This window comes from Microbacterium thalli (assembly GCF_028737325.1).
Lineage (GTDB): Bacteria > Actinomycetota > Actinomycetes > Actinomycetales > Microbacteriaceae > Microbacterium > Microbacterium thalli.
Map to the genome: position 1 here is coordinate 563789 of NZ_JAQZCH010000002.1, position 11151 is coordinate 574939.

An 11151-nucleotide genomic window follows, 5' to 3' on the forward strand; every position below is an offset into this window, starting at 1 on the left:
CATGGCTCGCAAGGTGCACCGCATCGACTCGCTCCCCGACGACGCGCCGCGACGCGACGCCGGATCACCCGATAACGCGGGGCACCCACTGACGGTGCGTACGCTGGATCGCCTCCTCGCGGTGCAGCGCCCCGTCGTCCTGGCGCACCTGCGCAGCATCCGGCAGCACCACCCCACGGCCTCGACGGCGCAGGTCGCGCAGATGCTCGAGCGCAGATATCTGACGGCCGTCACCACCGGCGGCGCCGCCGTCGGTGCGACCGCCGTGGTCCCCGGCATCGGAACGGCGACGACCCTGGCGCTCAGCGGCGTCGAGACCGCCGGCTTCCTCGAGGCGACGGCGCTGTTCGCCCAGTCGCTCGCCGAACTGCACGGCATCCCGGTGGAGAATCCCGACCGTGCCCGCGCACTCGTGCTCGCCCTCATGCTGGGGCGCGAGGGCGCCGACCTGGTCGGCCAGTTCGCCCGACAGGCCACCGGCCGCGGCGGACCGCTGAGCACCTATTGGGGTGAGCTGGTGACCGCCTCGCTCCCCCGCGCCGCCGTCGGACCGGTTCTCGACCGGCTGACCCATACGTTCCTGCGTCGTTTCGCGGCGGCCGGTGGTGCATCCATCGTGGGCAAGGCCATGCCCTTCGGCATCGGCGCGGTCATCGGCGGCACCGGCAACCACATCCTCGGACGACGCATCGTCGCGGGTGCGCGGCGCGCTTTCGGCATCGTGCCCGCGGGCTTCCCGGCCGACCTTGATCCGCGCCCCGGAAATCAACCGATCGGACGAAGCCCGGGCTCGATCGCCCGGCGTGTCGGCGGTGTCGTGACGGGAGCCGGACGGCAGGTCGGCAGCATAGCGACGCGACTGTTCCGCCGCGACGAGAAGCGGGCCGAGACCGACGTGGACGAGAGAGAGTCATGACCCCGTTCCTCATCGCGATCCTCATCGTGGGCGCCGCCTTCAACGTCATCACGTGGCCGACGTTCCTGCGACGGGTCGCCCGCGACCCCCGCGCGACGGATGCCGCCGGCCGGCGCACGCGCTTCTACACCGTGCACCTCGTGCTCGTGGTGATCGCGCTCCTGCTGGCGGCGCTGTTCGTCCTGGGCGCGGTGCTCCTGCTGACCGCCCCGGCCTGACGCGAGAGACGCCCGCTCAGGCGTCGTCGAACTCGGCTTCGTCCGTTTCGTCGGCGACCGTCACCGTTCGCGCGTCCCATTCGTTCCACCGCTGCATGAGCAGCTCGATGGCCCCGTGGAAGCGCGCCGTCGCGGCGCCCGGAGTCGTGTCGCCGAAGTAGTGGCGTGACCACCCCTGCAGGCGCGACGTCGCCTCAGGGTCCGCGGCGATGCGATCGGCGACGTCGATGATCCTGTCGGCGTCCGAGGCGTCGAGCCACTCGGCATCCGCCAGATATCCGCCGGTGTCGATCAGGGCGGCGGGGTCGGCGGGACGCGTCACGAGAAGCGGCTTGTCGGCGGCGAGCCGGTCGTACACCATCGCCGAGATGTCGACGATCGCCAGGTCGGCAGCGGCGAGCTGCCAGCCCAGGTCGGGGCCATCGTCGAAGACGTGATGCGCGGTCGGGTCGGCGGCGTTCGCGGCCGCGATGGCGGCGATGATCCGGCGGTTCGCCTCGCCGTAGGCACGATCGACGACACCCGAGCGCGGATGCGGACGATAGATGAGACGGTGACGCGGTGAAGCGAGGACGGCGGCGGCGATCGCCTCTCCGTGTGTCGCGATGGAGCCGTAGTGGGCCGCGGGCCGATCGCCCTCCCACGTCGGAGCGTAGAGCACGACCGTCCGATCGTCCTGCGGATAGGGCAGTGTGCCGGAGTAGTGGTCCGCCTGCGGACGGCCGATCTCGATGGTGCGCGCCTCGAGGTCGTAGTCCCATAGCACCCGGCCGAGGCGCTCGCGCGCGGCGTCGCCGGCGATCAGAGCGTAGTCGTAGGCCTTGAACTGGTTCGTGGTCATGTACATCTTGTCGGACTCGCCGTGATTGATGAACACGTGCCACCGGTGCCCGTACCGGAACATCTGGAAGTTCCGGGTGTTCTGGTTGACGTACAGAACGACGCGGATGTCCTGCGCGGCGACGACCTGCTCGAGGGCGCGCACCGACGGCGCGAACGCGACCGGCAGCTCCCCATCGGCGAGCAGCGCCTGAGCGCCTGTGGCGCTGCGGCTGATGACGACGACGGGCCAGGTCTCCGCCAGCTTCTGCAGCGGCTTGTACCACTGGCGCATCTGGTACATGTTCACGTCGCCGTCCGCGAAGTACACCGCGACGCGATAGTGCTTGCGCGGCGGACGGGGCAGCCTCGCCAGCGTCCGGCGCACGTCGAGGTGGGCCGACCGATTGGCGATGGCGCGCCGCACGAGATGGACGGCTTTGCGTGCGTCGGTGATGATTGCCACCCCTCCAGGGTACGAGGGTGGCAGCCCGGCGCGGGACGCATGGGATGATCGACGGATGCACGACGACGCACACCGCTGGCGGCCGGCCCCGGTACCGGGTGCGGATGCCGGGGTGTCGTTCGTCATGCCGGTCCTGAACGAGCGCGACTACCTCGAGCACGCCGTGCGCAGCGTTCTCGCGCAAGAGATCTCCGGTCCCTCCGAGATCCTGCTCGCGCTCGCGCCCTCGACGGACGGCACGGAAGCGGTCGCGCAACGTCTCGCCGACACCGACCCGCGCATCCGCCTCGTCCGCAATCCCGCCGCGCACATCCCGGTCGGGCTCAACATCGCCATCCGCGCCGCCCGCTTCCCGACGATCGTGCGCGTCGACGCCCATTCCGAGCTGCAGCCCGGCTACACCGCCGAGGCCCTCGCCACCCTCGCCCGCCTCGAGGCCGCCAACGTCGGCGGCGTGATGCGCGCGGACGGGCGCACCCCGTTCCAGCGGGCCGTCGCGCGCGCCTACAACTCTCGGATCGGGCTCGGCGGCGGCGCGTATCACGGCGGCACCGCCGAGGGTCCTGCCGAGTCCGCCTACCTCGGCGTCATGCGTCGTGCGGTGCTCGACGAGGTCGGCCTGTTCGACGAGGGCATCCGCCGGGGCGAGGACTGGGAGCTGAACCTGCGCATCCGCCAGGCCGGGTACCGCGTCTGGTTCGATCCTCGGCTCGAGGTGACGTACTGGCCCCGCGAGAGCTGGGCGCGCCTCGTGCGCCAGTTCCGCGCGACGGGTTCCTGGCGCGGCGAGCTCGTGCGGCGGTTCGGGCGTCGTAACGGCATGCGGTTCTTCGCCCCGCCCGCCCTCGTGCTGTCGGTAGCGGCCGCACTCGTGGTCGGCGTGCTGCAGCTGACGCGCCTGCTCAGCGGGTGGCCCAGCGTTCTCGCGTCGATCGTCTATCTGCCGGTCGCCGCGTACGCCCTCCTGATCGCGGCCGTGAGCGCCGGACGCGGCGGCGGCCGCGGGACGCGCGACCGCCTGTGGACGCTCGCGGTCCTGCCGTCGATGCATCTGGCCTGGGGCACCGGCTTCCTCCAGGGCGTTCTGCGTGGCGCACGCGGCACGGTCGACACGTCCCGTCTCGCACGGAACACGCCGCTCCCCTAGCCGGCGGCCCGCGGCTCTCAGTCCCGCGAGACGAACCCCTGGTCGAGGATGCGGGCGACCACGCGCTCGGCAGCGTGACCGTCGTCGCGCCCGTTGAACCGTCGACGCCAGTCGTCGTACCGGTCGGCGAACGCCCCCGGGTCGGCGCCGAGCGCCGCGACGAGCTCGTCCTGGGTGCGGGCGAGCGGGCCGGGCGCGCGCTCGGCCAGGTCGAAGTAGAACCCGCGCAGCTCGCCCCGATAGCGCTCGAGGTCGGGCGCGAAGAAGTACATCGGCTTGCCCGTCACCGAGTAGTCGAACATCACCGAGGAGTAGTCGGTGATGAGCGCGTCGGAGGCGAGCTGGAGGGCGGCGAGGTCGGGGTGCGCGGTGACGTCGATCACCCGCGCGCCGCGCGCGTCCGCTCCGGGCAGCAGCGTGCGGGAGTGCCCGCGCACGAGCACGACGGCGCCGGTCTGTTCGGCGAGAGCCGCGAGGTCGAGGAAGTCGACGATCGTCTCACGGTCGTCGCGCCAGGTGGGCGCGTACAGCAGCACCCGGTCGTCCCCGTCGATGCCGAGCGCCGAGCGCATTGCCGCCCGGTCGCCCGTGTGCAGCTCGTCGGTCCGCGGGTAGCCCTCGACCCAGAGCGGGCGGCGCAGGAACGCGTAGGCCTTGCGCAGCACGCGCGCGCCGTAGGGGTTCTGCGCGAGGAGCACGTTCCACCGCCGGCTCTCGCGGATGACGGCGAGAGCGCGTCGCGGGTCGAAGCCCGGCCGGTGCAGCGCCAGTCGCTTCAACGGAGTGCCGTGCCACGTCTGGAGCACGACCTGTCCCGGGCGGCGAACGAATCGCCGTCGCAGCCAGTCGTTGACCACCAGCAGCCGCGCGGCACCGCGCGCCCGCCACCATTCCGGGCTCCCTTCCACCACGGCCACCGCCCCGTCGGGCACCGGAACCGAGAGGTCGACGACGCTCCAGTAACGCGTCACCCCGGGAGCGACCCGCGCGAGCTCACGGTCGATCGCGCGGGGGTTGTCCCCCGAGCTGCGCCCGTAGAAGCTCTCGAAGAAGACCGCGTTCTCGAGGACGTCGCGGCGTGCGGCGTAGCGCTGTTCGAGCGCGATCTGCCCTTCGCTCGCAGTCAGGGCCGGGTCCACGGGCGGACCGATCACGATGCGCCGGCCGTCCCAGCCCGCGCGCAGGGTGCCGAGTACGACGGCCGGCTGCGGCCCTGGCGCCGCCTGCTCGTCGAGCGGGCGACCGTCGACGACGATCGTGTAGGCGCCGGACGGCAGGGGCAGCTCGGGACCGTTCCAACGCGACGCATGCAGGACCACCCGCGCCTCCCAGCCGTCGGACACCCGCGAGGCAGCCGCGGCGGCACGCGCGCGCGCACCCGCCACCTCGACCGCCTCGGGCGCCGGACCGTCCGCCGCGACGACCAGTACCGGGTCGCCGTCGGCGAGCTCGAATCGCAGGCGCATCATGCGGGTTCCTTCCCGGCCGCGGGAACGGCCGCGACGATCGCGTCGTGCACACGACGGGCGTTGCCGCCGTCACGCCACGCGTGGACACGGGCGCTGAGCGCGGCCGCACGGTCTCGCCGACGCTGCGCCTCGACGGGGTCGGTGAGCACGCTCTCGAGCGATGGGATGAGTTCACGCCACGATGCGGCGGGGTCATCCCCCGCCACCGCGGAGTACGCGCCGTAGAAACCGCGCGTGAGGGCGTACAGCGTGACGTCGGGGGCGAGGAAGAGCGTGCCGAGCGGCACGAGCCCCGCGTCATACGCCAGCGAGGAGTAGTCGGTCACGAGCACGTCCAGAGCGGGCAGCAGCGGAGTCACATCGGCGACGACCGCACTGCTGAGCGAGCGGACTCGGTCATGCGCCGGCTCGGGGGCGTAGGCGCCGCCGCCGAGGGGATGCGAGCGCACGAGCAGCACGGCGTCGGCGCGCTCGAGCACCGCGATGAGCGCCGCCCAGTCGGCGGGGCCGGGGATCGCCGGGTCGGGCGCGCCGTCACGCCAGGTCGGCGCGTACAGCACCACGCGTGCGCCGCTCAGGGGGCCGACGAGGTGCTCGAGCCGTTCGCGGGCGCCGGCGCGTGCGGCATCCCGGTCGTCCGGCGACAGCACGTCCACCCGGGGCTCCCCCAGTGCCGGCACGCGATCGTCGGGCAGGCCGAACGCGCTCTCGAGCCGTCCGCGGACGAGGTGCGATGCCGCTGGGAGCAGCGCGATCTGCCGCTGGGCGCGCCGGTAGGCGGCGGTGAGGAGGGCCCGCACGCCCGGGATGCGGCCGAGCCGGCCGGGGTCGGTGGTGACGGGCGAGTCGAGACCGATGCGCTTGAGCGGGATGCCGTGCCACAGCTGGACGATGTATGCACCGTGCACCCCGTACCGGCTGACGTCACCGAGTCCGTGCGTGACGACGACGACCCGAGCCCGGGCGGTGAGCCAGAAGCCCCGGAGCGAGTCGCGGGGCGCCGTCGGGATGCCGCGCCGGCGGGCGTCTTCGGCCTGCTGCGGGGTGGACACCAACCACACCGCACGTGCCCGCGGCGCGGCCTGCCAGACGGCGAGGGCACCGTCGGCGATGCCTACGGCGCACCCGAAGACCCAGTCGCCCCGGCTGCGCGGGATGAGCGCGGTGGCGATGCGTCCGGCCAGGTACAGCGGGATGCGCAGGAGCTTCCCCACGTTGCCCGCGCCGAACGAGAAAGACGCCACCCCGCGAGCCTATCGCGGGGTGGCGTCCGAACCGGGATGCCGCTTACTGCTGCAGTTCGCCGAGCGTGACGGTGGCCGTCTGCTCGCGTCCGTCGCGGATGTAGGTGATCTCGGCGTCGCTGCCGGCGGCGAGCGCTCGCACCTGAGCCGTGAGGTCGACCTGGTCGGTGATGGCGACGTCGTTGAATCGCGTCACGACATCCCCCTTCTGCAGTCCGGCCTCTGCCGCAGCGCCGCCGGGGCTGACCTCGTCGATCAGGGCACCGGCGCGGGTCGCGCCCTCGGCCGCAGCGGCGTCGCCGACGGTGGCACCGAGGAGACCGTGGCTGGCCGATCCGTTCTCGATGATCTCGTTCGCGACGCGCTCGGCCACGGTCGACGGGATCGCGAAGCCGACGCCGATCGACCCGGCCTCGGTCGAGGTGCCACCGGCACTGGCGATCGCGACGTTGATGCCGATGAGGCGTCCCTTGCCGTCGACCAGCGCGCCGCCGGAGTTGCCGGGGTTGATCGCCGCGTCGGTCTGGATGACCGAGATGGCGATCGACGACGTCGCTTGGCGCTGCTCCTGCTGTCCCTGCCCGAAGTCGAACTCGAAGGGTGTGCGTCCACCCGGCGATCCCTGCTCGGGCTCGGCCTCGGACTCCGGCGCCGCCGACGAGGCGATCTGGATCGACCGGTTGAGCGCGCTCACGATGCCGGTGGTCACGGTGTTCGACAATCCGAGCGGAGCGCCGACCGCGACCGTCTGGTCACCGACGTTGAGCTTGCTCGAGTCGCCGAACTCGATCGGTGTGAGGCCCGACGCGTCGGTGAGCTTGATGACCGCGAGGTCGTAGGTCGGGTCGGTGCCGACGATCGTCGCCGCGTATACGCGGCCATCGGACATCGTCACCGACAGTCGCGGGTCGCCCGTGGCGCCGTCGAGGGTCACGACGTGGGTGTTGGTGAGGACGTAGCCGTCCTCGCTGAGGATGACGCCGGAGCCGGTGCCGCCCGAGCTGTTCGACGACGCCGAGATCGTCACGACGCTCGGCAGCACCTTCGAGGCGATGGCCGTCGTGGCGTTGACCGAATCAGGGTTGTTCACCGTGATCGACGAGGGGCCGCCGCTCTGCGATGCGGGGGCGGCGACGAACGACGAGCCCACGGCCGCCGCCCCGCCGATGCCGGCCGCCCCGCCGACGAGGGCGGCGGCGACGAGGATCGCCGCGACCTTGCCGCCGCCGACTCTCTGCTTGTCGTGGTGTTCGGCCGTCGCGGCGGGCGAGGCGTGTCCGAAGCCGGCGCCGTACGGCTGGGTCGGCTGCGTGTGGAAGCCCGAGCCGGCTGCTGCCTCATAGCCCGGCAGCGGCGGGCGCGGCGGGATGACCGCGTCGCTGGGCGGCGTCGGTGCCGCGGCGGCCTCCGGTCGGGTCTCGGGGATCGAAGTGCGGTCGGCGGGCTGCTCGGCGGCGCTCTGCGCGTCGGGAGTGCGGTCGTCGGGGTTCTGCGGGTCGCTCATCGAGGTTGCTCCTTTGTCCAAGCGAGACCAGATTGCCGCGCCATGCTGTGGTTTGCCTATGGCGGGGTTGGGACCGTGCTATGCGTGTAGCCTGTGCCGGATGCACGAGGTTCCCGGCGCCTGGCGTCGCGCCGCCCGCGGCGCCGGCCTGCTCACCGACGAGGGCGTACCCGTCCCGACCATCTTCGCCGAGATGAGCGCCCTGGCGGCTCGTACCGGCGCCCTGAACCTGGGTCAGGGCTTCCCCGACGACGACCCGCCGGCCCCCGTCCTCGCGGCGGCTCACACGGCGATCGCGTCGGGGCGCAATCAGTACCCTCCGGGGCGGGGCGAGCCCGAGCTACTCGCGGCCATCGCCGACCATCAAGCCCGGTGGTACGGCATCCGACTCGATCCGGATGCGGAGATCCTGGTGACCGCCGGAGCGACCGAGGCCCTCGCCGCCGCTGTCCTCGCCCTCGTCGACGGCCCCGATGACGAGATCGTCGTCTTCGAGCCCTACTACGACGCCTACGCCGCGCTGGCAGCGCTGTCGGGCGCGCGACTGATCACCGTGCCGCTGCGCTGGCCGGCGTTCCAGCCCGACCTCGATGAGCTGCGCGCCGCCGTGACCGACCGCACCCGCATCATCCTGGTCAACGACCCCCACAACCCGACCGGGGCCGTGTTCGATCCCGAAGTCGGCGCGGAGATCATCCGTCTGGCCCACCGTCACGACGCGATCATCGTGACCGACGAGGTGTACGAGCACCTCACGTTCGATCGGCCCCACGTACCGCTCGCCGGTCGCGCCGGAGCCTTCGAGCGCACACTGACGATCTCGTCGGCCGGCAAGACCTTTTCCGCCACCGGATGGAAGGTCGGCTGGATCTCGGGCCCCCGCGAGCTCGTGGGGGCGGTGCTGGCCGTCAAGCAGTGGCTCACCTACGTCAACGCCGGGCCGTTCCAGCCCGCCGTGGCTGTCGGCCTGCGCCTGCCCGATGAAGCCTATGCGGCGATCACGGGGCGACTGCGAGCCGGACGCGACGCGATCGGCGCCGGGCTGCGTGCGGCCGGCTTCGACGTGTCCACCCCGTCCGGGTCGTATTTCACGGTCGCCGACGCGGCACCGCTGGGCGCGACCGACGCGGCGGAGTTCTGCCGCGAGCTGGCCGACCGCGCCGGCGTCGTGGCAATCCCGCTGACGGCCTTCGCCTCCGACGCGCACCGTCGCCACTACAGCACGCTCGTGCGCTTCGCCGCTTGCAAGCGTCCCGAGGTGCTCGCCGACGCCTCAGCCCGGCTCGCCGCCGCCTTCTGAGCGCGGGACGACGGCGAAACGCCGGAGGCGCAGCGCCGGGTTGACCCGCCGGACGCGCTCGACCGCTTCGACCTCGAGGTGCGCGATCACGACGTCCGTCGCCGTTCCGACCGCGGCGATGTCGACTCCCTGCGGATCGATGACAGCCGAGTTGCCCACGCCGAGCGGCGGCGGATGATCGGCGGCGGCGACGTAGAGGGTGTTCTCGATCGCCCGCGCCCGGAGCAGGGTGTGCCAGTGCAGCTCCTTGAGTGGACCCCGCACCCACTGGGCGGGGACCAGCAGCGCGTGCGCACCGGTGTCGGCGAGCGTGCGCGCGACCTCCGGGAATCGCAGGTCGTAGCAGGTCATCAGGGCGAACCGGATGCCGCCCACCTCGAAGGTCTCCGGCGGCATGATCTCCCCCGGCTCGACCCAGTCGGATTCCCGCTGACCGAAGGCGTCGTACAGGTGCAGCTTGCGATACGCCGCCGTGAGCCCCGCCGGCCCGACGGCGACGACGGTGTTGCGCACGTGCTCGCCGTCGGCAGCGGCTTCGAGCAGACCGGCGACGACGTGCACGCCGTGCTCGCCCGCCAGATCGCGCAGCGCCGACACGAACGGCCCGTCGATCGTCTGCGCGTGCTCGACCAGCGTGCCGTCGAAGGGGTCGATGAAGTAGCTGGAGTACTCCGGGAACACGACGACATCCGCCCCGCGGTCCGCCGCTCGTGCCACGAGACGGCGGATCTCGCCGAGGTTGGCTTCGGTGTCGGCGGCCGGGGCGAACTGTGCGACGGCGACGGCGGTCACGGCTCCTCCGTTCCCCGACGCCGGAAAACCAACGGCGAGACGATCCACAGCGCGCCGATCAGCAGCGCGAGCACAGCGCCGACGACCCACGAAGCCGCGTCGCCGACGACGACGTCGAACACGAACACCACGACCCCGACCAGCAGCAACGAGACGGTCACGAGCGCCGTGAGCAGGGCGACGTGCCCGTACGCGACGACGACGGGCTTCGCCCGGTGCCGGAACAGGGCTCGGTGCAGGGCGACGGGCGCAAGGGCGACGATGGCACTGAGGGCGGCGAGCACGACGAGCACGAGGTAGAACGCGCGCTGCATCCCGTCGAGGTCGGCGAACGCGGGCTGGAACGCGAGAGCCAGCAAGAAGCCGGTGAGGATCTGCGTGCCCGTCTGCAGGACGCGCAGCTCCTGCAGGAGCTCGTTCCAGTTGCGGTCCGCGCGCTCGTCCGCCGACTCGTCGCGGCCGTCGTCGGCGACGTCGCCCGACTTCGCGGACATCGAGGCGGCGGAGGTCATGGCGCCATCCTCCCGCCGACAGCCGCGCGAGGCAACACGGCGGCGCAGGACGCCGACGACACGCCCGGACAGCGGGTCGGAGGGGGCTCGATTGGACGACCTCCGAAACCCGTGCTAGCTTTATCTCTTGTGCCGCGGGGTGGAGCAGCTCGGTAGCTCGCTGGGCTCATAACCCAGAGGTCGCAGGTTCAAATCCTGTCCCCGCAACAGAAAAGACGAAGGCCCCGCCAATCGGCGGGGCCTTCGTCGTATGTCCGACGCCCCATCACGCCGGGGCGGTGGTGCGACCCGCGCGCATCCGGCCGTTCACGCGTCGACGAGAGCGTCGCCCATCTCATCCAGGAAACGGATGATCGTTCTGAGCTCGGCGTCGGTGAAGGGCTCCAGCGCGCCGCGCATGCGCGCCATGCGAGCGGAGAAGTGCCGGCGGAAGTCGGCACGGGACTCGTCGGTCAACGAGATCACGAGCGCTCGGCGATCGTTCGGGTGCGGCTCGCGCACCACGAAGCCCTCCTTCGCGAGGCGGTCGATCAGCTTCGTCGTCGAGGCGCTCGAGATACCCAGGTGCCGGGCGAGGTCGTGCGGCTTGACCAGCTCGCCCCGCTGCTCGCGGATGCTGAGCATGCGCAGCGCCGAGAGATCGGTGGCGTTCATGTCCATGTCGCCGCGCAGGCCCGTGTGCATCCGGTCCATGGCGTCGCTGAAGGCGCGCACCCCCTCGAGTGCGGCGCGCACGACACCACTTCTCTCCGTTATGGAATCCG

11 protein-coding genes and 1 tRNA gene are annotated in these 11151 nt (G+C 72.0%); 5 read left to right on the forward strand and 7 right to left on the reverse strand.

Going from position 1 to position 11151, the window contains the following annotated elements:
- Nucleotide 1 precedes the first annotated feature (1 nt).
- Nucleotides 2–916, forward strand: coding sequence for a hypothetical protein (locus tag PUW82_RS10610; protein WP_274222255.1), 915 nt, complete (start codon nt 2–4; stop codon nt 914–916).
- Nucleotides 913–1134: an SCO4848 family membrane protein gene (locus tag PUW82_RS10615; protein WP_274222256.1), complete on the forward strand. Its 222-nt coding sequence runs from the start codon at nt 913–915 to the stop codon at nt 1132–1134. The genes PUW82_RS10610 and PUW82_RS10615 overlap by 4 nt, the downstream gene beginning before the upstream one ends.
- 16 nt (nt 1135–1150) lie before the next feature.
- On the opposite strand, the gene PUW82_RS10620 is transcribed toward PUW82_RS10615, so the two are convergent.
- Nucleotides 1151–2419 (reverse strand): CDP-glycerol glycerophosphotransferase family protein, encoded by a 1269-nt coding sequence (locus PUW82_RS10620; RefSeq protein WP_274222257.1) that lies wholly within the window; start codon nt 2417–2419, stop codon nt 1151–1153.
- A gap of 55 nt (nt 2420–2474) precedes the next feature.
- Here PUW82_RS10620 and PUW82_RS10625 point away from each other — a divergent pair, with 55 nt between their 5' ends.
- Entirely contained in the window at nt 2475–3566 is a 1092-nt protein-coding gene (locus tag PUW82_RS10625; protein ID WP_274222258.1) for a glycosyltransferase family 2 protein, read from the forward strand.
- Nucleotides 3567–3583: 17 nt separating this feature from the next.
- Here the strand turns inward: PUW82_RS10625 and PUW82_RS10630 are convergent, their stop codons facing one another.
- From PUW82_RS10630 to PUW82_RS10640, 3 genes are read right to left on the reverse strand one after another with little or no spacing between them, the layout of a single operon-like run.
- Complete coding sequence (locus PUW82_RS10630) at nt 3584–5035, reverse strand: CDP-glycerol glycerophosphotransferase family protein (RefSeq protein WP_274222259.1); 1452 nt, start codon at nt 5033–5035, stop codon at nt 3584–3586.
- Nucleotides 5032–6279: a CDP-glycerol glycerophosphotransferase family protein gene (locus tag PUW82_RS10635; protein WP_274222260.1), complete on the reverse strand. Its 1248-nt coding sequence runs from the start codon at nt 6277–6279 to the stop codon at nt 5032–5034. The genes PUW82_RS10630 and PUW82_RS10635 overlap by 4 nt, the downstream gene beginning before the upstream one ends.
- Before the next feature lie 43 nt (nt 6280–6322).
- Nucleotides 6323–7783 carry a S1C family serine protease gene (locus PUW82_RS10640; RefSeq protein ID WP_274222261.1) on the reverse strand — a complete coding sequence of 487 codons (1461 nt, stop codon included), beginning with the start codon at nt 7781–7783 and terminating at the stop codon, nt 6323–6325.
- A 100-nt stretch (nt 7784–7883) separates the two neighbouring features.
- Here PUW82_RS10640 and PUW82_RS10645 point away from each other — a divergent pair, with 100 nt between their 5' ends.
- Nucleotides 7884–9083: an aminotransferase class I/II-fold pyridoxal phosphate-dependent enzyme gene (locus PUW82_RS10645; protein WP_274222262.1), complete on the forward strand. Its 1200-nt coding sequence runs from the start codon at nt 7884–7886 to the stop codon at nt 9081–9083.
- On the opposite strand, the gene PUW82_RS10650 is transcribed toward PUW82_RS10645, so the two are convergent.
- Nucleotides 9057–9875 carry a carbon-nitrogen hydrolase family protein gene (locus PUW82_RS10650; RefSeq protein ID WP_274222263.1) on the reverse strand — a complete coding sequence of 273 codons (819 nt, stop codon included), beginning with the start codon at nt 9873–9875 and terminating at the stop codon, nt 9057–9059. The two genes, PUW82_RS10645 and PUW82_RS10650, sit on opposite strands and share 27 nt — an antisense overlap.
- Entirely contained in the window at nt 9872–10387 is a 516-nt protein-coding gene (locus tag PUW82_RS10655; protein ID WP_274222264.1) for a DUF6328 family protein, read from the reverse strand. Before PUW82_RS10655 ends, PUW82_RS10650 begins: the two co-directional genes overlap by 4 nt.
- A gap of 133 nt (nt 10388–10520) precedes the next feature.
- On the opposite strand from PUW82_RS10655, the gene PUW82_RS10660 reads away from it, so the two are divergent.
- Nucleotides 10521–10594: transfer RNA gene (locus PUW82_RS10660), tRNA-Met, on the forward strand.
- A 99-nt stretch (nt 10595–10693) separates the two neighbouring features.
- Here PUW82_RS10660 and PUW82_RS10665 read toward each other — a convergent pair.
- Nucleotides 10694–11122 (reverse strand): MarR family winged helix-turn-helix transcriptional regulator, encoded by a 429-nt coding sequence (locus PUW82_RS10665; RefSeq protein WP_274222265.1) that lies wholly within the window; start codon nt 11120–11122, stop codon nt 10694–10696.
- Nucleotides 11123–11151: the final 29 nt, after the last annotated feature.